This window comes from Streptomyces sp. NPDC002181, from assembly GCF_042890485.1.
Classification (GTDB): Bacteria; Actinomycetota; Actinomycetes; order Streptomycetales; family Streptomycetaceae; genus Streptomyces.
This window is the reverse complement of record NZ_JBIASC010000001.1, coordinates 850,206-874,773: the sequence shown is the minus strand read 5'-3', so window position 1 is coordinate 874,773 and position 24,568 is coordinate 850,206. Positions and strand designations below refer to the sequence as shown.

Annotated in this window: 23 protein-coding genes; 12 read left to right on the top strand and 11 right to left on the bottom strand. The window is 72.4% G+C overall.

The genetic code is table 11. From position 1 onward, the window contains the following. Window positions 1–85 precede the first annotated feature (85 nt). Window positions 86–1,069 carry an IS481 family transposase gene (locus ACFYXV_RS03995; protein ID WP_389381955.1) on the top strand — a complete coding sequence of 328 codons (984 nt, stop codon included), beginning with the start codon at window positions 86–88 and terminating at the stop codon, window positions 1,067–1,069. Here the strand turns inward: ACFYXV_RS03995 and ACFYXV_RS03990 are convergent. Together ACFYXV_RS03990 and ACFYXV_RS03985 are read right to left on the bottom strand one after the other, a co-directional pair. After that, window positions 1,066–2,058: an AraC family transcriptional regulator gene (locus ACFYXV_RS03990; RefSeq protein ID WP_385477319.1), complete on the bottom strand. Its 993-nt coding sequence runs from the start codon at window positions 2,056–2,058 to the stop codon at window positions 1,066–1,068. The genes ACFYXV_RS03995 and ACFYXV_RS03990 overlap by 4 nt on opposite strands. A 455-nt stretch (window positions 2,059–2,513) precedes the next feature. Then, window positions 2,514–3,224, bottom strand: coding sequence for a SigE family RNA polymerase sigma factor (locus tag ACFYXV_RS03985; RefSeq protein ID WP_385477316.1), 711 nt, complete (start codon window positions 3,222–3,224; stop codon window positions 2,514–2,516). A 189-nt stretch (window positions 3,225–3,413) separates the two neighbouring features. Between ACFYXV_RS03985 and afsQ1 the strand changes: the two genes are divergently transcribed. From afsQ1 to ACFYXV_RS03970, 3 genes are read left to right on the top strand one after another with little or no spacing between them, the layout of a single operon-like run. Next, the gene (afsQ1, locus tag ACFYXV_RS03980; RefSeq protein ID WP_361712141.1) at window positions 3,414–4,091 is read left to right on the top strand and encodes a two-component system response regulator AfsQ1; all 678 of its coding nucleotides are present in this window, start codon (window positions 3,414–3,416) and stop codon (window positions 4,089–4,091) included. 53 nt (window positions 4,092–4,144) lie between these two features. Further along, complete coding sequence (locus ACFYXV_RS03975; protein ID WP_383341275.1) at window positions 4,145–5,575, top strand: ATP-binding protein; 1,431 nt, start codon at window positions 4,145–4,147, stop codon at window positions 5,573–5,575. Beyond that, window positions 5,559–6,167, top strand: coding sequence for a hypothetical protein (locus ACFYXV_RS03970; RefSeq protein WP_385477311.1), 609 nt, complete (start codon window positions 5,559–5,561; stop codon window positions 6,165–6,167). Before ACFYXV_RS03975 ends, ACFYXV_RS03970 begins: the two co-directional genes overlap by 17 nt. A 25-nt stretch (window positions 6,168–6,192) precedes the next feature. Here ACFYXV_RS03970 and ACFYXV_RS03965 read toward each other — a convergent pair whose 3' ends face one another. From ACFYXV_RS03965 to ACFYXV_RS03950, 4 genes are all read right to left on the bottom strand, one after another. Beyond that, complete coding sequence (locus ACFYXV_RS03965; protein ID WP_389381954.1) at window positions 6,193–7,047, bottom strand: alpha/beta fold hydrolase; 855 nt, start codon at window positions 7,045–7,047, stop codon at window positions 6,193–6,195. Window positions 7,048–7,269: 222 nt separating this feature from the next. Further along, window positions 7,270–8,916, bottom strand: coding sequence for a phospho-sugar mutase (locus ACFYXV_RS03960; RefSeq protein ID WP_385465495.1), 1,647 nt, complete (start codon window positions 8,914–8,916; stop codon window positions 7,270–7,272). Window positions 8,917–8,969: 53 nt separating this feature from the next. Continuing rightward, window positions 8,970–9,776 carry a purine-nucleoside phosphorylase gene (locus ACFYXV_RS03955; RefSeq protein ID WP_030865390.1) on the bottom strand — a complete coding sequence of 269 codons (807 nt, stop codon included), beginning with the start codon at window positions 9,774–9,776 and terminating at the stop codon, window positions 8,970–8,972. 110 nt (window positions 9,777–9,886) lie between these two features. Then, window positions 9,887–10,324, bottom strand: coding sequence for a gamma-glutamylcyclotransferase (locus ACFYXV_RS03950; RefSeq protein WP_030865395.1), 438 nt, complete (start codon window positions 10,322–10,324; stop codon window positions 9,887–9,889). 184 nt (window positions 10,325–10,508) lie between these two features. On the opposite strand from ACFYXV_RS03950, the gene ACFYXV_RS03945 reads away from it, so the two are divergent. Continuing rightward, entirely contained in the window at window positions 10,509–11,948 is a 1,440-nt protein-coding gene (locus tag ACFYXV_RS03945) for an NAD(P)H-quinone dehydrogenase (RefSeq protein ID WP_048475853.1), read from the top strand. A 174-nt stretch (window positions 11,949–12,122) separates the two neighbouring features. After that, complete coding sequence (locus ACFYXV_RS03940; RefSeq protein WP_385465256.1) at window positions 12,123–13,073, top strand: DeoR/GlpR family DNA-binding transcription regulator; 951 nt, start codon at window positions 12,123–12,125, stop codon at window positions 13,071–13,073. 114 nt (window positions 13,074–13,187) lie between these two features. Here the strand turns inward: ACFYXV_RS03940 and ACFYXV_RS03935 are convergent, their stop codons facing one another. Further along, a complete protein-coding gene (locus tag ACFYXV_RS03935; protein ID WP_383341070.1) occupies window positions 13,188–14,951 on the bottom strand; it encodes an acetyl/propionyl/methylcrotonyl-CoA carboxylase subunit alpha in 1,764 nt (587 codons plus the stop codon). A gap of 384 nt (window positions 14,952–15,335) precedes the next feature. On the opposite strand from ACFYXV_RS03935, the gene ACFYXV_RS03930 reads away from it, so the two are divergent. Next, on the top strand, window positions 15,336–15,842 hold the full coding sequence (locus tag ACFYXV_RS03930) for a hypothetical protein (RefSeq protein ID WP_389381953.1): 507 nt from the start codon (window positions 15,336–15,338) through the stop codon (window positions 15,840–15,842). Here ACFYXV_RS03930 and ACFYXV_RS03925 read toward each other — a convergent pair. The 4 genes from ACFYXV_RS03925 to ACFYXV_RS03910 form a co-directional block, all read right to left on the bottom strand. Continuing rightward, window positions 15,823–16,440, bottom strand: a complete 618-nt coding sequence (locus tag ACFYXV_RS03925; RefSeq protein WP_385465263.1) for a Maf family protein — start codon at window positions 16,438–16,440, stop codon at window positions 15,823–15,825. The two genes, ACFYXV_RS03930 and ACFYXV_RS03925, sit on opposite strands and share 20 nt — an antisense overlap. Before the next feature lie 97 nt (window positions 16,441–16,537). Beyond that, complete coding sequence (gene mmpB, locus ACFYXV_RS03920) at window positions 16,538–16,669, bottom strand: morphogenic membrane protein MmpB (RefSeq protein ID WP_099889787.1); 132 nt, start codon at window positions 16,667–16,669, stop codon at window positions 16,538–16,540. Window positions 16,670–16,764: 95 nt separating this feature from the next. Further along, window positions 16,765–16,971 (bottom strand): acyl-CoA carboxylase epsilon subunit, encoded by a 207-nt coding sequence (locus ACFYXV_RS03915; RefSeq protein WP_078864548.1) that lies wholly within the window; start codon window positions 16,969–16,971, stop codon window positions 16,765–16,767. Between the two features lie 22 nt (window positions 16,972–16,993). Beyond that, window positions 16,994–18,589: an acyl-CoA carboxylase subunit beta gene (locus ACFYXV_RS03910; RefSeq protein ID WP_385465267.1), complete on the bottom strand. Its 1,596-nt coding sequence runs from the start codon at window positions 18,587–18,589 to the stop codon at window positions 16,994–16,996. Between the two features lie 131 nt (window positions 18,590–18,720). Between ACFYXV_RS03910 and ACFYXV_RS03905 the strand changes: the two genes are divergently transcribed. From ACFYXV_RS03905 to hutH, 5 genes are all read left to right on the top strand, one after another. Then, complete coding sequence (locus ACFYXV_RS03905) at window positions 18,721–19,587, top strand: biotin--[acetyl-CoA-carboxylase] ligase (RefSeq protein WP_389381952.1); 867 nt, start codon at window positions 18,721–18,723, stop codon at window positions 19,585–19,587. Window positions 19,588–19,730: 143 nt separating this feature from the next. After that, entirely contained in the window at window positions 19,731–20,915 is a 1,185-nt protein-coding gene (locus tag ACFYXV_RS03900) for an adenylate/guanylate cyclase domain-containing protein (protein WP_383341051.1), read from the top strand. A 24-nt stretch (window positions 20,916–20,939) separates the two neighbouring features. Further along, a complete protein-coding gene (locus ACFYXV_RS03895) occupies window positions 20,940–21,722 on the top strand; it encodes an enoyl-CoA hydratase/isomerase family protein (protein WP_383341048.1) in 783 nt (260 codons plus the stop codon). 101 nt (window positions 21,723–21,823) lie between these two features. Continuing rightward, window positions 21,824–22,939: a diguanylate cyclase domain-containing protein gene (locus tag ACFYXV_RS03890; protein ID WP_389381951.1), complete on the top strand. Its 1,116-nt coding sequence runs from the start codon at window positions 21,824–21,826 to the stop codon at window positions 22,937–22,939. A gap of 83 nt (window positions 22,940–23,022) precedes the next feature. After that, window positions 23,023–24,564: a histidine ammonia-lyase gene (gene hutH, locus ACFYXV_RS03885; RefSeq protein WP_383341266.1), complete on the top strand. Its 1,542-nt coding sequence runs from the start codon at window positions 23,023–23,025 to the stop codon at window positions 24,562–24,564. Window positions 24,565–24,568 lie beyond the last annotated feature (4 nt).

The following is a 24,568-nucleotide window of genomic DNA, read 5'->3' as shown; positions in this document are numbered from 1 at the left end:
GTTAACGCCGACGGGGTCTTGATCATGGCGAAGACCTCCGGTGTGGTGGAGGTGTCTAGGCTCCACACCACGCACGGAGGTCTTCGTGTCCCACCGTAATGCCCGGTTGACCGTTCACGGCAGGCGGATCCTGGTCGAACGCGTCCAGGCCGGCCGTCCCGTGGCCCACGTCGCGGCCGAGATAGGGATATCCAGGCCCACCGCCCACAAGTGGGTCCGCCGGTGGCGGGCCGAGGGCGAGGCCGGCCTGCACGACCGGCCGAGCAGGCCGCACACGACCCCGCACCGCACCCCGGCTGACATCGAGGCCCGGGTCTGTGGCCTGCGCAGAGCCCGCAAGCTCGGCCCCGCACGGATCGGACCGGTCCTGGGCGTGCCCGCCTCGACGGTCCACCGGATCCTGGCCCGGCACGGCCTGAACCGCCTGGCCTTCCTGGACCGGCCCACCGGCCAGGCCATCCGACGCTACGAACGCGCCCGGCCCGGTGAACTGGTCCATGTCGACATCAAGAAGCTCGGCAACATCCCCAACGGCGGCGGCCACAAGGTCATGGACCGCCGCACCGCGATGGACAACAAACTCGCCACCACCAGCCGGCGCAAGAGCTGCCATCCGGTGATCGGCTACTCCTTCGTCCACTCAGCCGTCGACGACCACTCCCGCCTTGCCTACAGCGAGGTCCTGCCCGACGAACGCCAGCACACCGCCATCGGCTTCTGGCAGCGGGCACAGGCGTTCTTCACCGCCCACGGCATCACCGTCGAACGCGTCCTGACCGACAACGGCGCCTGCTACAAATCCAAGCGGTTCACCCAGGCCCTGACCGCGGCCGGCATCACCCACAAGAAGATCCGGCCCTACCGGCCGCAAACAAACGGCAAGGTCGAACGCTTCAACCGCACCCTCCTGAACGAATGGGCCTACCTACGGCCCTACCACTCCAATCACGAGCGGACAGCGGCCCTGGCAGACTTCCTCCACACCTACAACCACCACCGCTGCCACACCGCACTCGGCGGACACCCACCCATCAGCCGAATCAACAACCCTGCGGGTCAATACACCTAGGCCGTCTCGGCCAGGCCTTCCGCCCGGGCCTGCCCGCGGAAGGCCGCGGGCGGCAGGCCGTAGGCCTCGCGGAACGCCCGGCTGAACGCGGACGCGTGCCGGAAGCCCCGCCGGGCGCCGATGACGTGCACGGGCACCTCCCGGTGCAGCGGGTCCGCCAGGTCCTGGCGCGCCCGCGCGAGCCGCTGGCTCTGAAGGAAGGCCGCGACCGTCGCCCCGTCCCCCTCCTGCCGGAACACCTGGTGGAGATAGCTGACGGAGATGTGGTGGGCGGCGGCGATCGCGGGGACGTCCAGCAGCGGATCGTCGGCGTTGTCCCGGATGAAGGCCATCACGCGGAGCGCCAGGGCGCGCCGGTGCGTCTCCGGGGTCAAGGACCGGTCCGCTTCGAGGACGCCGGCGAAGAGCGAGGCGACGAGATCGGCCAGTACGCCGCTCAGGCGCGGGCCCTCGGCCGGCCGGTAGGACCGGCTGTCCTTGGTCACCTGGTCGAGGAAGGTGGCCAGCAGGGCCCCCATTCCCTCCCGGGCCGAGATGCGCTTGCCGATGACCCGGCCGGCGGTGTGCGGGGGCAGCGGCAGCAGCGCCTTGGGCACCTCGACCCCGATGATCTCGACGGAATGCGGGCCGGTACTGATCTCGAACGGCCGTGACGTGTCACTGGTGTGGATGTCGTACACACCGTGCACCACGGTGTCCTTGCCCAGCGTCACCGCTCCCGCCCCGCGTTTGATCAGCGAGAGGTGGAACGCCTCGGGGTCCGACCTCGCTATCAGCTTCGGTGTGCGCAGCCAGGTCAGGGGATGGCATTCCATCGGATAGACCGTGATCCCGCCGAGCGAGATGACGCGCTGGTTCACCCAGAAGTCGGCAGAGTGCTCACTGAGCATCTCCATGGGCGCATGCGTCTCCGACATCAGGGCCCGCCAGCTCTCGAAACGGTCGGCGGGCGCTAGTTCCGCGCTGCGGAACGTTCTCTCGGGCAGCATGATCACGGGTTTACACCGGCCGTGGCGGCCGCGCAACAGGTTCCGGGGCCCCGGGGCGGGGGCGGCGGGGCGACTCTGCGTCAAGGCACTGTGCACGCCAGGTCAATGCGCGGTGCTCCGGCGATTGGCAGAGTGGGCGCCGAAGGGTCGGTGAGGCCGGGAAACCGGAGCCCCCGCCGACGACAGGGGGCCTCTCGCGGTCCCGGCACTGAGCTGACGCCGCCCGAGGACGGGGGTTTCGGGCGGCGTCAGCCCAGTGCCGGGCCCAGGCCGTCCAGGCTTTCTCGTCCCGACCGACGGCCACTGCCGCATCGGACGTACGAGAAGGCGGGACCATGCGGACCCCCGGCCGCGTGATCCCGCCTTCTCCCCCCGCAGGCCCCCGTCCCACCCCCGTAGGACGGCCCCCCTGGCCCATGGTCTGTGGTGTGCCGCGTTCCGCGGCCCCGCGCCGCTTACGCGACGAGCTCCTCGAAGGACTCCGCCTCGTCGCGGCCGAAGCTCAGCACCTCGTCGTCCCGCAGCCGCCGCAGCGAGCGCCAGATGCTCGACTTCACCGTGCCGACGCTGATGCCGAGGATCTCGGCGATCTCCGGGTCCGTGCGGCCCTCGTAGTACCGCAGCACCAGCATCGTGCGCTGGGGCTCCGGAATGCGGGCCAGCGCCTGCCACAGCACCGCGCGCAGCTCCGTGCCCCGCATCGCGTCCGTGTCGGAGGCCGTCTCCGGCAGCTCCTCCGTCGGGTACTCGTTGAGCTTGCGCCGGCGCCACGCGCTGATGTGCAGGTTGGTCATCGTGCGGCGCAGGTACCCGCCGACGGCGGCCTTGTCGCTGATCCGGTCCCAGGCGCGGTACGTGGAGAACAGCGCGCTCTGGAGCAGGTCCTCGGCTTCGTAACGGTCACCGGTCAGGTGGAAGGCCGTCGCGTAGAGGGCGGCGCGCCGCTCCTGCACGTACGCCGTGAACTCGGCCTCCGAGGTGGCGGAGAGTTCGGGCGCGGGCTGCACCGGGACGGCGGAGGCGGTCTGGTACGTGTTCGCGTCGATGGCCACCGTGTGCGCCGGCCGCGGACGGGCGACCGTCACCGAACGGACACCTGCCCGGCGGTTCACATCGTGCAGCCGCGTGACAACCGCGCTGGTGGTGGTGCTGTGCAGCGTGTTCATCTCGCGCCCCCCGTCGTGGAGTCTGCTTCGGATCCTGCTCGGTTTCGTTGGTAGAAGACTGCCCGGCCGACTTAACCGGGGTGTCCGCCGACTGTCACAGGCCTGTCACAGCGACTCCGGCGGGGCCGCCGTGCGATCGCTTGGACCCGACGGTCGAACTCCGAACGGTCGATGGGACAGAATGAGCCCGTGCCTTTCCTGTTGCTGATCGAGGACGACGACGCCATCCGCACGGCCCTCGAACTCTCCCTGTCTCGCCAGGGCCACCGTGTGGCCACTGCGGCGACGGGCGAGGACGGCCTGAAACTGCTGCGCGAGCAGCGGCCGGACCTGATCGTGCTGGACGTCATGCTGCCCGGGATCGACGGCTTCGAGGTGTGCCGGCGGATCCGCCGCACCGACCAGCTGCCGATCATCCTGCTGACCGCCCGAAGCGACGACATCGATGTCGTCGTGGGTCTGGAGTCCGGGGCCGACGACTACGTCGTCAAGCCCGTCCAGGGCCGGGTGCTCGACGCCCGGATCCGGGCCGTCCTGCGCCGCGGGGAACGGGAGGCCAGCGACTCCGCCACGTTCGGCTCGCTGGTCATCGACCGGGCCGCGATGACGGTCACCAAGAACGGCGAGGACCTCCAGCTCACGCCGACCGAGCTGCGGCTGCTCCTGGAGCTCAGCCGCCGGCCCGGCCAGGCGCTCTCGCGCCAGCAGCTGCTGCGCCTCGTCTGGGAGCACGACTACCTCGGCGACTCCCGGCTCGTGGACGCCTGCGTGCAGCGGCTGCGCGCCAAGGTCGAGGAAGTGCCCTCCTCGCCCACCCTCATCCGGACCGTGCGTGGTGTCGGCTACCGGCTGGACTCGCCGCAGTGATCAAAGCCCTGTTCGCGGGCCGGCGCTGGACCAGCCTGCGGCTGCGGCTCCTGATGGTGTTCTCCCTGGTCGCGCTGGTGGCCGCGGTCTCCGCGTCCGGCATCGCGTACTGGCTCAACCGCGAGGCCGTGCTCACCCGTACCCAGGACGCGGCCCTCGGCGACTTCCGCCAGGAGATGCAGAACCGGGCCGCGGCGCTGCCCGCCGACCCGACGCCCGAGGAGATGCAGCGCACCGCCGAGCTGATGGCGGGCAGCAGCCCCGGCTACAGCGTGCTGCTGGTCGACGAACGCAAGGACGGCCGCAAGGTGTTCGGCGCGGCCGGCCCCGACTCCTTCGGGCTGGACGACGTACCCGGCTCGCTCCAGCGCGCGGTGAACGACCGGCAGAAGGCGACGGCCGCGAACGACTCCGAGTACCACGTGTACTGGCAGCGGACGAAGCCGCGCGGCAATCCGTACCTGGTCGGCGGCACGCGGATCGTGGGCGGCGGGCCCACCGGCTACATGTACAAGTCCCTGGCGCAGGAGCGGGACGACCTGAACGCGCTCGGCTGGTCGCTGACCATCGCGACGGGCCTCGCGCTGCTCGGGTCCGCGCTGCTGGCCCAGGCGGCGGCCCGGACCGTGCTCAAGCCGGTGCAGCGGCTGGGCGACGCGGCGCGGCGGCTCGGCGAGGGCGAGCTGGACCACCGGCTCGACGTGTCGGGTACGGACGAACTGGCCGACCTCTCCCACACGTTCAACAAGACGGCGGAGGCGCTGGAGAAGAAGGTCGCCGACATGAGCGCCCGCGAGGAGGCCAGCCGGCGCTTCGTCGCGGACATGTCCCACGAGCTGCGCACTCCGCTGACGGCGCTGACGGCGGTCGCCGAGGTGCTGGAGGAGGAGGTCGAGTACCTCGATCCGATGATCGCCCCGGCGGTGGGCCTGGTGGTCAGCGAGACCCGGCGGCTGAACATCCTGGTGGAGAACCTGATGGAGGTCACCCGCTTCGACGCGGGGACGGCCAAGCTGGTCCTGGACGACGTGGACGTCGCCGACCAGGTCACGGCCTGCATCGACGCGCGGGCCTGGCTCGACGCGGTCGAACTGGACGCGGAGCGGGGCATCGTGGCGCGGCTCGACCCGCGCCGGCTCGACGTCATCCTGGCCAATCTGATCGGCAACGCGCTCAAGCACGGCGGCTCGCCGGTGCGGGTGTCGGTGGTCGTCGAGGGCGAGTGGCTGGTGATCGCGGTCCAGGACAACGGGCCGGGCATTCCGGAGGAGGTGCTGCCGCACGTCTTCGACCGGTTCTACAAGGCGAGCGCCTCGCGGCCGAAGTCGGACGGCAGCGGGCTGGGCCTGTCGATCGCCGTGGAGAACGCGCACATCCACGGGGGCGAGATCACCGCGGCCAACGGGCCGCAGGGCGGCGCGCTGTTCACGCTGCGGCTGCCGGTGGACGTGGGAAAGGTGATCGCCGGTGAAGCGGACGCGTAGGGCCGGGGCGGTGCTCCTCGTACTGCTGACCTCGGCGTGCGGGATCAGGGCGACGACGGTACCGGTGGACGTCGGCGCGGCGCCCTCGCGGGTGTCGTGCGATACGCCGCAGCCGCAGACCGAGGTGCAGGGCTTCCGCGCCACGGTGGAGCTGGTGTGCGGATCGCAGCTGGTCGGCGTGGAGCGGGTGGTGCCCGTACCGGAGAAGAAGCCGGTACGGGAGCCCGTGGCGCTGGCCGCCGAGGCGCTGCTGGAGGCGCTGGAGCGGGAGCCGTCGGCGCAGGAGCGGGACGCGGGGTTCACGACCGGGGTGCCGGGCGGGCTGACGGTCGCGCCGGCGCGTGCCGGGGACCCGGCGGGGACGATACGCATCAGCCGCAAGCCGGAGGACCTGCCGCCGGTGGCGCTGTCGCAGGTGGTGTGCACGCTGGCCGGCAGCGAGGCCGTCTCGGCGGGCCCGGGCCCGGTGGTCCTGGGCGGCCCGGACTCGGACCCGCCGCGCGCCTGGGAGTGCACGGAAGCGGTCCGCTCCCGCCCCGAGTCGGTCCCGACCCTGGGCGAACTGGTCCGCCCGACCCCGCAGCCTTCCTGAAGCGGGGCGGCGCGGCCGCCGCGGGCTAGCCCGGCAGTGCCGCGAGTTCGCCCAGGAGGCGGGCCGCCGGTGCCGGGTCGACCAGCCACTTCAGGTGGCTGCCTTCGAGGGTGCGGACGTCGTACGGGTTGTCCGGCGTCAGCGCGTTGCCCTCGCGGATCAGGCGGTCCTGCAGGGCGAGCGGCAGGCTCGTGTCGCCGGCCAGGCGGACGTAGGTCTTCGGGATGCCGCCCCAGGTCCCGGCCCGCGCCCGGTCGGCGGAGGTGCCGACGTCCAGGTTCTCGTCGGGCTGGAACGTATTGAGGAGGGCCAGGAACTCCTCGTCGGTGCCGTCGGCGAGGAAGGCGGCCTTGAAGGCCGCGAGGGCGTCCGGGTCCGCGGTGCGGAAGTTGAAGCGGAGCAGACCGAGTTCGCCCGGGTTCCCGGCCAGCGCCAGGGCCAGGGAAGCGGTGTCGACCGAGGCCATCTCCGGCTCGGCGTAGTAGTCGCCGGCGTCGAGATCGACGGGGCACCAGGCCGAGACGTACACGATGCGGTCGATCAGATCGGGCCGCGCGTTGGCCGCGGCCGTTGCCGTCATGCCGCCGCGGCTGTGGGAGACGAGGATCACCGGCCCGTTCCGCTTGGCCCGTTCGAGGATCCCTATCAGGTGCGCGGCGTTGTCGGCGAGGGTGACGCCCTTGATCGCGCCGGGCACCGCGGCGAGTCCCGCCGGGTCCTGTGGGGTCTGGTAGGCGCGCGTGTAGGTCGCCCCGAAACCGTGGCCGGGCAGGTCGACGGCGACCGAACGGTGTCCGAGGAGGCCGAGTTCGGCCTGCAGGGGTGCGAAGGCGAAGGAGTTGGAGAAGGCTCCGTGGACGAGTACGAATGTCGGCTGCATGCGGCCAACCTAATGATCACCGGCAAGGGGTGGCAATGATCATGGTTCGCTCACACGGCCCGCGCCCGCCCGACGACGCCGACGACCCCCCGGGCCGGAGCTCGGGGGGCCGTCGGCGGGGGTCCGGGCTCCGCCGCTGCACCTGACGGACGGAGTCCGGAGCAGCGGCGCGAAGCCGGGGAGGCCCCCAGGGGCCGTGCCGCGTGAGCGGCGCGTGGCGGATCAGATGCCGGCGGCCGCCGACAGGTCCTTCTTGATCGCGTCCAGGATCTCCTGCCCGCGGCTGCGGGCCGGGGCGAGGTCCGGGGCGTCCGCCACCGGGACCACGACCTCCAGGTAGCACTTCAGCTTCGGCTCCGTGCCGGACGGGCGCACGATCACCCGGGCCTTGTAGTCGCCCTCCAGGTGGTAGCGCAGGCCGTCCGTCGGCGGCAGCGTCGCCGTGCCCAGGGTCAGGTCCTCCGCGGAGGAGACCCGCAGGCCCGCCAGCGACACCGGCGGCTCCGCCCGCAGCGCGGCCATCGCGTCGGCGATGACCGAGAGGTCCTCCACGCGGACCGACAGCTGGTCGGTGTGGTGCAGGCCGTGCTCGATCGCCAGGTCGTCCAGCAGGTCGCTCAGCGTACGGCCCTGCTCCTTGAGCTCCGAGGCCAGCTCCGCCACCAGCAGGGCGGCCGTGATGCCGTCCTTGTCGCGGACGCCCTCGGGGTCCACGCAGTAGCCGAGCGCCTCCTCGTAGCCGTACCGCAGGCCCTCGACGCGGGCGATCCACTTGAAGCCCGTCAGGGTCTCCTCGTAGCCGACGCCCGCCGCCTCCGCGATCCGCCCCAGGAGGGAGGAGGAGACGATGGACTCGGCGAAGACGCCCGTCGCGCCCTTGTGGACCAGGTGGGCCGCCAGGAGCGCGCCGACCTCGTCGCCGCGGAGCATCCGCCAGCCGTCCGCGGTGGGGACGGCCACCGCGCACCGGTCGGCGTCCGGGTCGTTCGCGATCACGATGTCGGGCTGGACCTCGGCGGCCTTGGCGAAGGCCAGGTCCATCGCGCCCGGCTCCTCCGGGTTGGGGAAGGCCACCGTCGGGAAGGCCGGGTCCGGCTCCGCCTGCTCGGCGACCAGCACCGGCTCCGGGAAGCCGGCCCGGGCGAAGGCCGCCAGGACGACGTCCTTGCCGACGCCGTGCATGGCCGTGTAGACGGTCCGCACGCCCCGGGGGGAGCCGGGGGTCAGGACGGCGTCCGTACGGGCCAGGTAGGCCGCCAGGACCTCGTCGCCGAGGTCCTGCCAGCCGGACTCCGGACGGGGGACGGAGGCGAGGGTCTCGACGCGTCCGATCTCCGCCGCGATCTCGACGTCCGCCGGGGAGACGATCTGCGAGCCGTCGCCGAGGTAGACCTTGTAGCCGTTGTCCCGGGGCGGGTTGTGGCTCGCGGTCACCTCGACGCCGGCGACGGCACCCAGGTGCCGTATGGCGTACGCGAGGACCGGCGTCGGCAGCGGTCGGGGCAGGACGGCCGCGCGCAGGCCGGCGCCGGTCATCACGGCGGCGGTGTCGCGGGCGAAGTCCGCGGACTTGTACCGCGCGTCGTAGCCGACGACGACCAGGCCGCCGGCGTGGCCCTGGGCCTTCAGGTAGGCCGCGAGGCCCGCCGCCGCCCGGATGACCACGGAGCGGTTCATCCGCATCGGGCCGGCGCCGATCTCACCGCGCAGTCCGGCCGTGCCGAACTGCAGGGTGCCGGAGAACCGGTCCGCGAGCTCGGCGGTGTCCCCGGCCTCGACGATCGCGGCGAGCTCGGCCGCCGTCTCCGGGTCCGGGTCCTCCGCCAGCCAGGCGCGCGCCCGGGTGATCAGGTCGTCCTGTTCCTGCACTGCCACTGCTTCCGCCTTGTCTCTCGTACGGTGCCGATGCCTCGGGTGCCGGCTCAGATGCGGGCGAGGACCTGCGTCAGCAGCTTGCCCATGCGCGAGGCCGAGTCACGGCCGGCCTGGAGCACCTCTTCGTGGTTGAGCGGCTCGCCGGAGATGCCCGCCGCCAGGTTGGTGACCAGCGAGATGCCGAGCACCTCGGCGCCGGCCTCACGGGCGGCGATGGCCTCCAGCACGGTGGACATGCCGACCAGGTCGGCGCCCATGACGCGGATCATGTTGATCTCGGCCGGGGTCTCGTAGTGCGGGCCGGGGAACTGGACGTAGACGCCCTCTTCGAGGGTCTCGTCGATCTCCTTGCACATCGCGCGCAGGCGCGGCGAGTACAGGTCGGTCAGGTCCACGAAGTTCGCGCCGACGATCGGCGAGGTGGCCGTCAGGTTGAGGTGGTCGCTGATCAGGACGGGCTGGCCGGGCTTCATGCCCTCGCGCAGGCCGCCGCAGCCGTTGGTCAGGACGACGGTCTTGCAGCCGGCGGCGACGGCGGTGCGCACGCCGTGGGCGACGGCGGCGACGCCGCGGCCCTCGTAGTAGTGGGTCCGGCCGAGGAAGACCAGGGCGCGCTTGTCGCCGATCTTGTACGAGCGGATCTTGCCGCCGTGGCCCTCGACGGCGGCGGGCGGGAAGCCCGGCAGCTCGGTGACGGGGAACTCGGCCTCGGGGGCGCCCAGCGCCTCTGCGGCGGGGGCCCAGCCGGAGCCCATGACGAGGGCGACATCGTGGGATTCGGCGCCGGTCAGCTCACGCAGGCGGGCGGCTGCGGCGGTGGCGTCGGCGAAGGGGTCGGTAACAGATGCGTTCACGCAGACGAGCGTAACCGAGCATTGCCTACGCGCGTAGATGGCACAGCTCACGGTGTTCGGATCGTTGCCTTGTCGTTTCCGCCGAAATGCCCCCGGCGCTTCACATCCGCTTAACAGGGGCGCTTGCGCAGTTCCATCACGTAGTCGTGCGGGGCGCCGGCGGATTCGGCCGCGTCGGCGATCTCGCCCAGGTAGCGCGCCGAGGGCAGGCCGCCCTCGTACCCGTTCAGCACGTAGCACCACGCCGGCTCCTCGCCGTCCAGCGTGTGGACGCGGATCCGCATCCGGCGGTAGATGTCGAGCCCGACGCCCTCCCACCGGTCCATGGAGTCCTCGTCCAGCGGCGCGATGTCGTACAGGGCGACGAAGACCTGGTGGCGGGGTGCTTCGACGATCGTCGCGAGCGCGCCCTCCCAGCCCATCTGCTCCCCGCCGAAGGTCAGCCGCCAGTCGTTGATCCAGCCCGTGCCGCGCAGCGGCGAATGCGGAGCGCGGCGCGTCATCAGCCGCGGGTCGAGGTTGCCGGCGTACGCGGCGTAGAGCGACATGAGGTCGAGGGTACGGGAGGGGCGGGGCGGGCCGCGTGCCCGGCCGCCCTCACGGATGGCCGGACCGGGGGAGAAGCACCTTGAAGCGTGCGGGACAATGGGGCACGGAATGCATCCCCCGGGGAGACCCCGGAAGCCCCGGCCGGGGCGGCAGCCGGCCGGGTAGACGTGAGGCGGAGTTTTCGTGACCCGGATCGTGATCATCGGCGGCGGACCCGGCGGGTATGAGGCGGCCCTCGTGGGGGCCCAGCTCGGCGCGGAGGTGACCGTCGTCGACTGCGACGGCCTCGGTGGCGCGTCCGTCCTCACCGACTGCGTGCCCTCCAAGACCCTCATCGCGACCGCCGAGGTCATGACGACCTTCGACTCGTCGTACGAGGAGCTCGGCATCGTCGTCGCCGACGACACCCCGCACATCGAGCAGGCCGCGCGCGTCGTCGGCGTCGACCTCGGCAAGGTGAACCGGCGCGTCAAGCGCCTCGCGCTCGCCCAGTCGCACGACATCACCGCCTCCGTCACCCGGGCCGGCGCCCGCGTCGTACGGGGCCGCGGCAAGCTCGGCGGCCCGCAGGGGATCGACGGCACGCGCGACGTCATCGTCACCGCCGCCGACGGCACCGAGACGATCCTGACGGCCGACGCCGTGCTGATCGCGACCGGCGGCCACCCCCGCGAGATCCCGGACGCGATGCCCGACGGCGAGCGGATCCTGAACTGGACCCAGGTCTACGACCTCGACGAGCTCCCCGAGGAGCTCATCGTGGTCGGCTCCGGCGTCACCGGCGCCGAGTTCGCCGGTGCCTACCAGGCCCTCGGATCCCGGGTCACGCTGATCTCCTCGCGCGACCGCGTGCTGCCCGGCGAGGACCCGGACGCGGCGGCCGTGCTGGAGGACGTCTTCCGGCGCCGCGGCATGAACGTCGTCGGCCGCTCGCGCGCCGAGTCCGCCAAGCGGGTCGGCGACCGCGTCGAGGTCACGCTGTCGGACGGCCGGGTCATCACCGGCACGCACTGCCTGATGGCGGTCGGCGCGATCCCGAACACCAAGGACATGAACCTGGAGGAGTCCGGGGTCCGGCTCAAGGAGTCGGGGCACATCTGGACCGACAAGGTCTCCCGCACCTCCGCGCCCGGCGTGTACGCGGCCGGCGACGTGACCGGGATCTTCGCGCTGGCCTCCGTCGCCGCCATGCAGGGCCGCATCGCGATGTACCACTTCCTCGGCGACGCGGTGGCCCCGCTGAACCTGAAGACGGTCTCGTCCAACGTGTTCACCGACCCGGAGATCGCCACTGTCGGTTACACCCAGGCCGACGTGGACTCCGGCAAGATCGACGCCCGTGTCGTGAAGTTGCCCCTGCTGCGCAACGCGCGGGCCAAGATGCAGGGCATCCGGGACGGGTTCGTGAAGCTGTTCTGCCGTCCGGGCACGGGAATCGTGGTCGGCGGCGTGGTGGTCTCCCCGCGGGCGAGCGAGCTGATCCACCCGATCTCGATCGCAGTCGACAACAACCTGACCGTCGAGCAGATCGCAAACGCGTTCACGGTGTACCCCTCGCTGTCGGGATCGATCGCCGAGGTCGCGCGGCAGCTGCACACGCGCAAGGCCGCCGGCGAGGTCTGAGAACGGCAACCGCCCCAGGTCGAAGGGGACTTGGGGCGGCCCCCGCGGGGGTGGAGTGACGTTCACTCAACCGACCCGCCGCGTATACCACTAGTCGCCCTGTTTTATGGACAACTTCGGTATTCCGGCGCAAGGAGCTGAAACAAGACGGTCGTTGGGGTTACTGTCAGTTTCGTGTTCGCTGCAGAACGTCGTCAATTGATTCTCGAAATGGTGCGGGCCAACGGAGCGGTGTCGCTCCGCGAGCTCGCCCGCGTCGTCCAGACCTCCGAAGTGACCGTACGGCGGGACGTGCGGGCGCTGGAGGCCGAAGGACTCCTCGACCGCCGACATGGCGGTGCGGTCTTGCCGGGCGGTTTCACGCGTGAGTCCGGATTTCCGCAAAAGTCCCATCTCGCGACGGCGGAGAAGACCGCCATCGCCGACGTGGCGGCCGGTCTCGTCGAAGAAGGCGAGGCCGTCGTCGTCGGCGCGGGCACCACGACCCAGGAGCTGGCCCGCCGGCTCGCCCGGGTGCCCGGACTGACCGTCGTCACCAACTCGCTGCTGGTCGCCCAGGCCCTGGCGCACGCCAACCGGGTGGAGGTGGTGATGACGGGCGGCACCCTCCGCGGCTCCAACTACGCGCTGGTCGGCAGCGGGGCGGAGCAGTCCCTCCAGGGGCTGCGGGTCTCCCGGGCCTTCCTGTCCGGCAGCGGCCTGACCGCGGAACGCGGCCTGTCCACGTCCAACATGCTGTCGGCGAGCGTGGACCGGGCCCTGGTCCAGGCGGCGGCGGAGGTGGTGGTCCTCGCGGACCACACGAAGCTGGGCACCGACACCATGTTCCAGACGGTGCCGACGGACGTGATGACCCGTCTGGTCACGGACGAGCCCCCGCCGCACGACGACCGCGCGGCGACGGAACTCCAGGCCCTCGCGGACCAGGGCGTCCAGATCACCATCGCCGGGGCCGTGGCCCCCGGCGGTACGGGAGACGGCATGGCGGGCCGCCGCCCGCGCCGGGAGTCCCCGCTGCCGGTCCAGCGCCGCGGCGCCCACCAACTCCGCAGCACGGGCCCCCTCCCGGACCCCCAGCCGGCCGACCGCGAACGGGCGAGGGTGGCGGACCTGCGGCGGCGGTGAGGAGCCGGACCGCGCAGCCCGGCACCTGGTGGTCGCCGGGAGCCGCGCATGAGACCGGCCCCCAGGACCCGGAAGGGTTCTGGGGGCCGGTTCCGTTCCGTGCCGCCTGCGGGGTCAGTCCTTGATCTCGCAGATCGTGGCGCCCGAGGTGAGGCTGGCGCCGACCTCGGCGGTCAGGCCCACGATGGTGCCGGAGCGGTGCGCGTTCAGCGGCTGCTCCATCTTCATGGCCTCCAGGACGACCACCAGGTCGCCCTCGTTGACCTGCTGGCCCTCTTCGACCGCGACCTTGACGATCGTGCCCTGCATCGGCGAGGCGAGCGTGTCGCCCGAGGCGGCCGGGCCGGACTTCTTCGCCGCGCGGCGCTTCGGCTTCGCGCCGCCCGCCGCCGCCGTACGGGCCAGCGTCATGCCCAGCGAGGACGGGAGGGAGACCTCCAGGCGCTTGCCGCCGACCTCGACGACGACCGTCTCGCGGCCGGGCTCGTCCTCGGTGTCCTCGGCCGCCGGGGCGGCGAACGCGGGGATGTCGTTGACGAACTCGGTCTCGATCCACCGGGTGTAGACGGTGAACGGGCTGCCGTCCTTCGGGGCGAAGGCGGGGTCCACGACGACCGCACGGTGGAACGGGATGGCCGTGGCCATGCCCTCCACCTCGAACTCGGCCAGGGCGCGCGCCGCACGCTGGAGGGCCTGCTCGCGGGTGGCACCCGTGACGATCAGCTTGGCCAGGAGCGAGTCCCAGGCCGGGCCGATGACCGAGCCGGACTCGACGCCCGTGTCCAGGCGGACGCCCGGGCCGGTGGGCGCGGCGAACTTGGTGACGGTGCCCGGGGCCGGCAGGAAGCCGCGGCCCGGGTCCTCGCCGTTGATGCGGAACTCGATGGAGTGGCCGCGCAGGACCGGGTCGCCGTAGCCGAGCTCCTCGCCGTCGGCGATGCGGAACATCTCGCGGACCAGGTCGATGCCGGAGACCTCTTCGGTGACCGGGTGCTCGACCTGGAGGCGGGTGTTGACCTCCAGGAAGGAGATCAGGCCGTCGGCGGAGACCAGGAACTCCACCGTGCCCGCGCCGACGTAGCCGGCCTCCTTCAGGATGGCCTTCGACGCCGCGTACAGCTCGGCGTTCTGAGCCTCCGACAGGAACGGCGCGGGGGCTTCCTCGACCAGCTTCTGGTGGCGGCGCTGGAGCGAGCAGTCGCGGGTGGAGACGACGACCACGTTGCCGTGGGAGTCGGCCAGGCACTGCGTCTCGACGTGGCGCGGCTTGTCGAGGTAGCGCTCGACGAAGCACTCGCCGCGGCCGAAGGCGGCGACCGCCTCGCGGACGGCCGAGTCGTAGAGCTCCGGCACCTCTTCGAGGGTGCGGGCGACCTTCAGGCCGCGGCCGCCGCCGCCGAAGGCGGCCTTGATCGCGATCGGCAGGCCGTGCTCCCGGGCGAACGCGACGACCTCGTCGGCCCCGGAGACCGGGTCCGGCGTGCCCGCGACGAGCGGGGCGCCGGCGCGCTGGGCGATGTGACGGGCGGCCACCTTGTCGCCGAGGTCGCGGATGGCCTGCGGCGGCGGGCCGATCCAGGTCAGGCCGGCGTCGAGCACGGCCTGGGCGAACTCCGCGTTCTCGGAGAGGAAGCCGTATCCGGGATGGATGGCGTCCGCGCCGGAATCGGCTGCGGCCTGCAGGACCTTGGAGATGTCCAAGTAGCTCGCGGCCGGGGTGTCACCGCCCAACGCGAACGCTTCGTCGGCCGCGCGGACATGCAGAGCGTCCCGGTCCGGATCGGCGTAGACGGCTACGCTTGCGATTCCGGCATCCCGGCAGGCCCGAGCAACGCGGACAGCGATTTCGCCACGGTTGGCGATGAGCACCTTGCGCACGATGGCTCCCTCCTTGAAACAAGCTGAGTTTAGGGACAGCCCACACGGCGTTTCGACCCTTCCCTAGAGGTGACCTTGCCCACACGGAGTGTGATTCGAGTCTGCCTCGACCGAGAAAGCCCTTGTGGCGCCCCAGGTCAGGGGGATCCCCGACTGCACAGTAACCCCGTCACCCGTCCGAGGTCTCTGTTCGCCCGGTCAGCGGGCCCCCGTGATTCTTTGTCGAGTCCCTACGAACGTCCCACACATTCTTTGCGTGATCGCCGGAGAGGGCGCCCCGCGTAACGAAGCCGCCCGGACCCCTTGTCCGTACGTTTACCCGTTAGTAGCCTCCAGGGCGTCGAACAGGCTTGTGGTCGGCCGGCGGGGGAGGGGTGTGTCGTCGTGGGCGTCGTACTGCGCAGATTCGTTGCCGGAGCGGCCGCGATCGTGCTCGTGGCCGAGGCGGCGGTGCTGGTCCTCGTCCACGTCGTCCTGGGCAAGACAACCCGCAACCAGTCGATGTCGATAGCCGGCATGGACCCGGATGTCATGTCGACGGCCACGTACGCGATGGGGGCGGGCATCGGCGCGTTCCTGCTCCTGTGCGCCGTACTCCTCGCCGTGGCGGCCGTACGCGACCGCGCGCCCGGCACCTTCGCCCGCGTCGTGCTCGTCACCGCCGCCGTCACCCACGGGGTGCTCGGCGCCCTCGCCGTCGGACTGGTCGGCTGGGGCGCCTTCGCGGTGACGATGGTGATCCTGTGCCTGCTGGTGCTGACCCTGATGCTCTACGCGGCCCAGGGCGCCGCCGGGGCGCCTTCTGCGGCCGCCTCGGGCGGGCAGTGCGCTGCGGGCCCCCAGGACGCCCCGCCGCCGCCCTACGGGGAGCTCAAGCCCACAAATCCGTGATCGACACGCCCAGTTCGGCCAGCAGGGAGCGCAGCAGCGGCATCGACAGCCCGATGACGTTCCCGTGGTCCCCGTCGATGCCCTCGATGAACGGCGCCGACAGTCCGTCCAGGGTGAAGGCGCCCGCCACGTGCAGCGGCTCGCCGCTCGCCACGTACGCGGCCACCTCGGCGTCCGATGGTTCGCCGAAGCGGACCGTCGTGGAGGCCGTGGCCGAAACCTGACGGCCGGTCGCCGTGTCGATCACGCAGTGCCCGGTGCGCAGCACGCCGGCCCGCCCGCGCATCGACGTCCAGCGGGCGGTGGCCTCGGCGGCGTCCGCCGGCTTGCCGAGCGCCTCGCCGTCCAGCTCCAGCACCGAGTCGCAGCCGATCACCAGGGCGCCCGCCGCCTCGTCCAGGGCCGCCACGACCCCCGCCTTGGCCTCGGCCAGCGCCAGGGCCAGCTCGGCCGGGGAATCCGCGCTGAGCGCGTCCTCGTCGAAGTGGCTGACGATCACGTGCGGGGCCAGCCCGGCCTGGCGCAGCAGGTTGAGCCGGGCGGGCGAGGCGGAGGCGAGGACGAGGGCGTGGGCGGGGGCCTGGGCAGCAGCAGTCATGCCCGCCATCGTAGGCGCGGCTCCCGCTGGGGACGCCCCTGCGGGCGCCTCCTGAAGGCGCCCCTCCGGACGCACCTCCGGACGCCCGTTCGGCCGGCTAGAAACCCACCCCCAGCACGTACACGACCACCAGCATCGCGAGGACGACCACGACGGTCATCCGCCGGACCATCGCCTGCGCGTCGCGCATGTCCTTGGGCGGCTCGTTCTTCGGGTCTGACCAGAGCATGCCCCGATCCTGGCCCCGCCGACCGGTGCGGCGCCTGAGTACGGGTACTCAGGCGCCACAGTCCGTTCACGTCATCTTCACGACCGGACCGACGCCTATCCGGGCCAGTACGTACGGGCCCACGCGCGCGGCCCCGGCTGCGGCATCGTCCGCCGCGCCACCCGGGCCGGCGCCGACCACTCGTCCGCCACCCTCGCAGCGCCCGACGGTGCCGATGCCAGCACCGCCGCGCGCGCTTGGACCACCGCCAGTGCGGCGGCCAGCTCCTCGGGCGTCGGATTCCCCTTGACGACCTTGATCACCACGGGACTGCCTCCCAGCGTCCTAGAGGGGGATGTTTCCGTGCTTCTTCGGGGGCAGCGACTCGCGCTTGGTGCGCAGCTGCCGCAGCCCCTTGACCACGTGCGCCCGGGTCTCCGACGGCATGGTCACCGCGTCCACGTACCCGCGCTCGGCGGCCGTGTACGGGTTCAGCAGCGTGTCCTCGTACTCGGCGATGAGACGGGCCCGCGTCTCCTCGGCGTTGCCGGCCTCCTCCGCCTCGGCGATGGCCCGCCGGTGCAGGATGTTGACCGCGCCCTGCGCGCCCATGACGGCGATCTGCGCGGTCGGCCAGGCCAGGTTCAGGTCCGCGCCGAGGTGCTTGGAGCCCATGACGTCGTACGCGCCGCCGAACGCCTTGCGGGTGATGACGGTGATCAGGGGGACGGTGGCCTCGGCGTAGGCGTAGATCAGCTTCGCGCCGCGCCGGATGATTCCGTTGTACTCCTGGTCCGTGCCCGGCAGGAAGCCCGGGACGTCCACGAACGTCAGCACCGGGACGTTGAAGGCGTCGCAGGTCCGCACGAAGCGGGCGGCCTTCTCGGAGGCGTCGATGTCCAGGCAGCCGGCGAACTGCATCGGCTGGTTGGCGACGATGCCCACCGGGTGCCCCTCGACGCGGCCGAAGCCGGTGAGGATGTTCGGCGCGAACAGCGACTGCGTCTCCAGGAACTCCGCGTCGTCGAGCACGTGCTCGATCACGGTGTGCATGTCGTACGGCTGGTTCGCGCTGTCCGGGATCAGTACGTCGAGCTCGCGGTCGGTGTCGCTGACCTCGGTGTCCGCCTCCTCGGGGAAGGCGGGCGGCTCGGAAAGGTTGTTCGAGGGCAGGTACGCGAGCAGGGACTTGACGTACTCGATGGCGTCCTTCTCGTCCCCGGCCATGTGGTGGGCGACGCCCGAGGTGGAGTTGTGGGTGCGGGCGCCGCCGAGCTCCTCGAAGCCCACGTCCTCGCCGGTGACCGTCTTGATGACGTCCGGGCCGGTGATGAACATGTGTGAGGTCTGATCGACCATCACGGTGAAGTCGGTGATGGCGGGGGAGTACACGGCCCCGCCGGCGCACGGGCCCACGATCAGGCTGATCTGCGGGATGACGCCGGAGGCGTGGACGTTGCGGCGGAAGATCTCGCCGTACATGCCCAGCGCGCTGACGCCCTCCTGGATGCGGGCGCCGCCGGAGTCGTTGATGCCGACGAGCGGGCATCCGGTCTTGAGGGCGAAGTCCATGACCTTCATGATCTTCTGCCCGTAGACCTCGCCGAGGGCTCCGCCGAACACGGTGAAGTCCTGGGAGAACACGGCGACCGGGCGGCCGTCCACCGTGCCGTAGCCGGTGACGACTCCGTCGCCGTAGGGACGGGTCTTCTCCAGCCCGAAGGCGGTCGACCGGTGCCGGGCGAACTCGTCGAGCTCGACGAAGGACCCCTCGTCCAGCAGCAGGGCGACCCGCTCACGCGCCGTCAGCTTCCCCTTGGCGTGCTGCTTCTCCACCGCGCGCGCGGACCCGGCGTGAGTGGCTTCGTCGATGCGGCGCTGCAGGTCCGCGATCTTGCCCGCGGTCGTGTGCGTGTCGATCGGCTCTGAGGGTTGTGACATCGGGGTCGCGGCTCCCTGTGTGGTGTCAACTGCCTGGTCAATTGATTGACTACTGCTGGCTACTGGTGCGTAGCGTATCGGCGGGCATGGCGCTCGGCAGTGCGGCGTTTGACACACCTAATCTGGCTTGCATGACGCCATCAGATGCATCAGGTGCGGCTTCCGCCGGCCGTTGGTCGAGCCTTGAGCGGCCTCCCTTGGGCGCAGCCGCGCTGGAGCGGGCCCTCGTCAGCGACGGGGGGCTGTGGACCTCGGTCGAGGTGGTCGCCTCCACCGGGTCCACCAACACGGATCTTGCCGCCCGGGCCGCGCGGCTGCCCGAGGGGGCCGTGCTCGTCGCGGAGGAGCAGACCGCCGGGCGCGGCCGGCTCGACCGGAGCTGGGTGGCCCCGCCGCGGTCGGGGCTGTTCTTCTCGGTCCTGCTCAAGCCGGGCGACTCCGTACCGCAGGAGCGGTGGGGCTGGCTGACCCTGCTGGCCGGGGTGGCCGCCGCGGGCGGGCTGTCGCGGGCCGCCGGAGTGGACACGGCACTCAAGTGGCCCAACGACCTGCTCCTCACCGTGAACGGCGAGGAGCGCAAGACCGGCGGCATCCTCGCCGAGCGGGTGGGCGACGGGGTCGTGATCGGGATCGGGCTCAACGTGACCCTGACGGAGGACGAGCTGCCGGTGCCCGAGGCCGGGTCGCTGATCCTGGCCAAGGCCGCCGTGACGGACCGGGAGCCCCTGCTGAAGGCCGTACTGCGCTCCCTGGAGCAGTGGTACGGGGACTGGCGGGCCGCGGGCGGCGACCCGGCCGCCAGCGGGCTCCAGGAGGCGTACGCGGCGGACTGCGTGACCCTGGGCCGGCACGTACGGGCCGACCTGCCCGGCGGGCGCACGCTCACCGGGACGGCCGAAGCGGTCGACGCGGACGGGCGGCTCGTCGTCCGGACGGCCGAGGACGAGCACGAGGCCGTGGGGGCCGGGGACGTCGTCCATCTGCGGTCGGTGCGGTAGCCGGCCCGCTCCCCACTCCCCGCGGCCGGGGAGTGGGGAGTGAGCTACGGCACACCTGCCGTATGGTTTAGGCGATCCCGGTCCTCCCGGTGATCACCCGGTTCGGCAGGGCAGTGCGCACGGCAATGGACAGGAGGCGGCCCTTGACGGTCGACGACTCTACGTCCGGCGCGTCCGCCTCCCGGACCGGCGGTCCGGGACCGTCCGGCCCGGGATCCTCCGGTCCCGGCACCCCGATCGGACGCGACCAGCACACTCCCCTCCACGAGGTGGACCACACCGCCCAGCCGACGGCGGACCCGCTCGCCATCCGGCTGGAGCAGCTGATCCTGGGCGCGGAGCGGCGCTACACCCCGTTCCAGGCGGCCCGCAGCGCCGGGGTCTCGATGGAGCTCGCCTCCCGCTTCTGGCGGGCCATGGGCTTCGCGGACATCGGCCAGGCCAAGGCGCTGACGGAGGCCGACGTACTGGCCCTGCGCCGCCTCGCCGGCCTGGTCGAGGCCGGGCTGCTCAGCGAGCCGATGGCCGTGCAGGTGGCGCGGTCCACCGGGCAGACCACCGCCCGGCTGGCGGAATGGCAGATCGACTCCTTCCTGGAGGGCCTGACGGAGCCGCCGGAGCCGGGGATGACCCGTACGGAGGTCACGTACCCGCTGGTCGAGCTGCTCCTGCCGGAACTGGAGGAGTTCCTCGTCTACGTGTGGCGCCGCCAGCTGGCGGCGGCCACCGGACGCGTGGTGCAGGTGGCGGACGACGAGGAGATGGTCGACCGGCGGCTCGCGGTGGGCTTCGCGGACCTGGTCGGCTTCACGCGCCTGACGCGGCGGCTGGAGGAGGAGGAGCTCGGCGAGCTCGTCGAGTCCTTCGAGACGACCTCGGCGGACCTGGTGGCCGCGCACGGCGGCCGGCTGATCAAGACGCTCGGCGACGAGGTGCTGTACTGCGCCGACGACGCGGCGACGGCGGCCGAGATCGCGCTGCGGCTGATCGAGACGATGGAAGCGGACGCCCAGATGCCGGAGCTGCGCGTCGGCATGGCGTTCGGGACGGTGACGACCCGGATGGGCGACGTCTTCGGCACCACCGTGAACCTGGCCTCGCGGCTGACCTCGATAGCGCCGAAGGACGCGGTGCTCGTCGACGGTGCGATGGCGAAGGAACTGGGCCGGACGGGCGCCGCTCCCGTCTCCGAGAAGGAGGCCGAGGCGGAGGAGGGCGGCGGTGCGTACCGCTTCGCGCTCCAGCCGATGTGGCAGCGGCCGGTGCGCGGACTGGGGGTCGTGGAGCCCTGGTCGCTGACGCGGCGGAAGCCTAAGATCCCCGGGTAACGTTCGTTAACCGGGAGGGTCTCTGTGTCTGAGTTCGTGGCTGTGCGCCGGCATGACGACGGGGTCGCGGAGCTGGTCCTGGACCGGCCCAAGGCGATGAACGCCGTCTCGACGGAGATGGCGCGGGCCATCGGCGACGCGTGCGCGGAGCTCGCGGCGGACGCCTCGGTGCGGGTGGTCGTGCTGTCGTCGGCGGTGGAACGGGCGTTCTGCGTCGGGGCCGACCTCAAGGAGCGCAACTCGCTCTCGGACGCGGAGCTGGTGCGGCAGCGGCCGACCACGCGGGGCGCTTACGGGGGCGTGCTGGAGCTGCCGATGCCGACGGTCGCGGCGGTGCACGGCTTCGCGCTGGGCGGCGGTTTCGAGCTGGCGCTGGCGTGCGATGTGATCGTGGCGGACGAGACGGCGGTGGTCGGCCTGCCGGAGGTCTCCGTGGGCGTGATCCCGGGCGGCGGCGGCACCCAGCTGCTGCCCAGGCGCGTCGGCGCGGCGCGGGCGGCGGAGCTGATCTTCACGGCGCGGCGGGTGGAGGCGGCGGAGGCGCTGTCGCTGGGCCTGGTCGACTCGGTGGTCGCGGCGGGTACGGACCGGGCGGAGGCGCTGGCGCTGGCGGCCCGGATGGCGGCGAACTCCCCGGTGGGCCTGCGGGCGGCGAAGCGGGCCCTGCGCCTGGGCCACGGGATGGACCTGGCGGCGGGCCTGGAGATCGAGGACGCGGCCTGGCGGACGGTGGCCTTCTCGGGCGACCGAGCGGAGGGCGTGGCGGCGTTCAACGAGAAGCGCCGCCCGAACTGGCCGGGGTACTGAGACCCGCCTTCCGCGGATCGGTGCCGGGCCCGGGGGTGTCGGGCCGGGGGTGTCGGAGGCCCGGCCCCGACAAATCTGGCAAAACTCCCTAACCTGGGGTGATGGGAGTCGACGGGCGGCTGCGAGCCGTCGTGGGCCTGGCGCAGGCCATGGCCGCCGCGTGCGCGCCGCGGGACAGCGTACGGGCGGCGGCCCGCGGGGCCCGGCTCGCGATGGACGGCTCGTTCGCCGCGATCTCCGCCTGGGAGCGCGAGCGGGGGCGGCTGCGCGTGCTGGTCAACGAGGGCGGGCTGCGCGACGGGGAGGAGGAGTTTCCCGAGGACGAGTCCTACCCCGTCCACGACTTTCCGGAGATCACCGAGTTCCTGCACGAGCGCTGGGCCGGGGGCGGCGGCCCGCACGCCTGGGTGGAGGCGGCGGGCGGCGGGCGCCCCGGGCGGCGCGGCGAGGCCCTGCGCCGCCGCGGCCGCGGGACCTGCGTCGTGGCGCCCATCGTGCTCAGCGGCCGCGCCTGGGGCGAGCTGTACGTGGCCCGGGACGAGGGCCTGCCCGACTTCGACGAGGACGACGCCGAGTTCGCGACCGTCCTGGCGGCCGTCGTGGCGGCCGGCCTCGCGCAGAACGAGCGGCTGGAGGAGGCCCGCCGCCTCGCCTTCACCGACCCGCTGACCGGCCTCGCCAACCGCCGCGCCGTCGACATACGGCTCGACGAGGCCCTGGAGGAGCACCGGCGCGCCGCCGTCGTGGTCAGCCTGGTCGTCTGCGACCTGAACGGGCTCAAGAAGGTCAACGACACCCTCGGCCACGCCATGGGCGACCGGCTGCTGGAACGGTTCGGCTCCGTGCTCAGCCTCTGCGGGGCGATGCTGCCCGGCGCCCTCGTCGCCCGCCTCGGCGGCGACGAGTTCTGCCTGGTCAGCGTCGGGCCCCCGGCCGACGAGGTGGTGCGGGTCACCGAGGAGCTGTGCCTGCGCGCCGCCGAGCTGGAGCTCGGGGAGGGCGTGGCCTGCGGGGTGGCCTCCACCGGGGATCCGATCGGGCCCGTGAAGTCCTCCCGGCGGCTGTTCCGGCTGGCCGACGCGGCGCAGTACAAGGCCAAGGCCGCCCGCTCCCCGAAGCCCGTCGTCGCCGGCCGGGACACCGCCGTCGTCCGGCTGGCCGACGCCGCCCAGCAGGAGGCGGCCGGTGAACGGCGCCGCTTCCGGGGCCGCGCGTGAGCCGGGCGCGGAGGCGTAAGGGTCCCTCCCGAAAGTCGCTAGTGACATGAAGCGATTCAGTCCGTAGGGTGCTGAATATGGATATGCACACTGTCGTGGTGGGGACGTCCGGGACCACCGCCGAGGACGTCATCGCCGTCGCCCGCGGCAACGCGCGGATCGAGCTGTCCGGCGAGGCGCTCGCCGCCCTCGCCCGCGCCCGCGAGATCGTCGACGCCCTCGCCGCCAAGCCCGAACCCGTCTACGGGGTGTCCACCGGCTTCGGCGCCCTCGCCTCCCGGCACATCAGCCCCGAGCTGCGCGCCCAGCTCCAGCGCAACATCGTCCGCTCGCACGCCGCCGGCATGGGCCCGCGCGTCGAGCGGGAGGTCGTGCGCGCCCTGATGTTCCTGCGCCTGAAGACCGTCGCCTCCGGTCACACCGGCGTCCGTCCGTCCGTCGCGCAGACCATGGCCGACGTACTCAACGCGGGCATCACGCCCGTCGTCCACGAGTACGGCTCGCTCGGCTGCTCCGGCGACCTCGCGCCGCTCTCGCACTGCGCGCTCACCCTGATGGGCGAAGGCGACGCCGAGGGTCCGGACGGGGTCGTGCGCCCCGCCGGCGAGCTGCTCGCCGAGGCCGGGATCGAGCCCGTCGAGCTCAAGGAGAAGGAGGGCCTCGCCCTCCTCAACGGCACCGACGGCATGCTCGGCATGCTGGTCATGGCCCTCGCCGACCTCGACAAGCTCTACAAGTCCGCCGACATCACCGCCGCGCTGACCCTGGAGGCGCTGCTCGGCACCGAGAAGGTGCTCGCCCCCGAGCTGCACGCCATCCGCCCGCACCCGGGCCAGGGAGCCTCCGCCGCGAACATGGCCGCCGTCCTGAAGGGCTCCGGGCTCACCGGGCACTTCCAGGAGGAGTCCGCCCCGCGCGTGCAGGACGCGTACTCGGTGCGCTGCGCCCCGCAGGTGGCCGGCGCCGGCCGCGACACCATGGCGCACGCGGCCCTCGTCGCCTCGCGCGAGCTGGCCTCCGCCGTCGACAACCCGGTGGTGCTGCCCGACGGGCGCGTGGAGTCCAACGGCAACTTCCACGGCGCGCCGGTGGCGTACGTCCTGGACTTCCTGGCGATCGCGGCGGCCGACCTCGGTTCCATCGCCGAGCGCCGCACCGACCGGCTGCTCGACAAGAACCGCTCGCACGGGCTGCCGCCGTTCCTGGCGGACGACGCCGGTGTCGACTCCGGTCTGATGATCGCGCAGTACACGCAGGCCGCCCTGGTCAGCGAGATGAAGCGGCTGGCCGTGCCGGCCTCGGCCGACTCGATCCCGTCCTCCGCCATGCAGGAGGACCACGTCTCGATGGGCTGGTCGGCCGCGCGCAAGCTGCGCACCGCCGTCGACAACCTGACCCGGATCATCGCGATCGAGATGTACGCGGCCACCCGCGCCATCGAGCTGCGGCACGGGCTCACCCCCGCTCCGGCGAGCCGGGCGGCCATCGCGGCGGCCCGGGCGGCCGGTGTGGAGGGTCCCGGGCCGGATCGTTTCCTCGCCCCCGACCTGGCCGCGGCCGACGCGTTCGTCCGCGCCGGCGGCCTCGTCGCGGCGGTGGAGCCGGTGACGGGCCCGCTCGCCTAGCGAT

Excerpts from the sequence above, each read along its gene's own strand:
- ACFYXV_RS03990 (WP_385477319.1), bottom strand. The coding sequence starts at position 2,058 with ATGCTGCCCGAGAGAACGTTCCGCAGCGCGGAACTAGCGCCCGCCGAC.
- ACFYXV_RS03985 (WP_385477316.1), bottom strand. The coding sequence starts at position 3,224 with ATGAACACGCTGCACAGCACCACCACCAGCGCGGTTGTCACGCGGCTG.
- ACFYXV_RS03975 (WP_383341275.1), top strand. The coding sequence starts at position 4,145 with ATGGTGTTCTCCCTGGTCGCGCTGGTGGCCGCGGTCTCCGCGTCCGGC.
- ACFYXV_RS03965 (WP_389381954.1), bottom strand. The coding sequence starts at position 7,047 with ATGCAGCCGACATTCGTACTCGTCCACGGAGCCTTCTCCAACTCCTTC.
- ACFYXV_RS03950 (WP_030865395.1), bottom strand. The coding sequence starts at position 10,324 with ATGTCGCTCTACGCCGCGTACGCCGGCAACCTCGACCCGCGGCTGATG.
- ACFYXV_RS03925 (WP_385465263.1), bottom strand. The coding sequence starts at position 16,440 with ATGACTGCTGCTGCCCAGGCCCCCGCCCACGCCCTCGTCCTCGCCTCC.
- mmpB (WP_099889787.1), bottom strand. The coding sequence starts at position 16,669 with ATGCTCTGGTCAGACCCGAAGAACGAGCCGCCCAAGGACATGCGCGAC.
- ACFYXV_RS03910 (WP_385465267.1), bottom strand. The coding sequence starts at position 18,589 with ATGTCACAACCCTCAGAGCCGATCGACACGCACACGACCGCGGGCAAG.
- ACFYXV_RS03905 (WP_389381952.1), top strand. The coding sequence starts at position 18,721 with ATGACGCCATCAGATGCATCAGGTGCGGCTTCCGCCGGCCGTTGGTCG.
- ACFYXV_RS03890 (WP_389381951.1), top strand. The coding sequence starts at position 21,824 with ATGGGAGTCGACGGGCGGCTGCGAGCCGTCGTGGGCCTGGCGCAGGCC.
- hutH (WP_383341266.1), top strand. The coding sequence starts at position 23,023 with ATGCACACTGTCGTGGTGGGGACGTCCGGGACCACCGCCGAGGACGTC.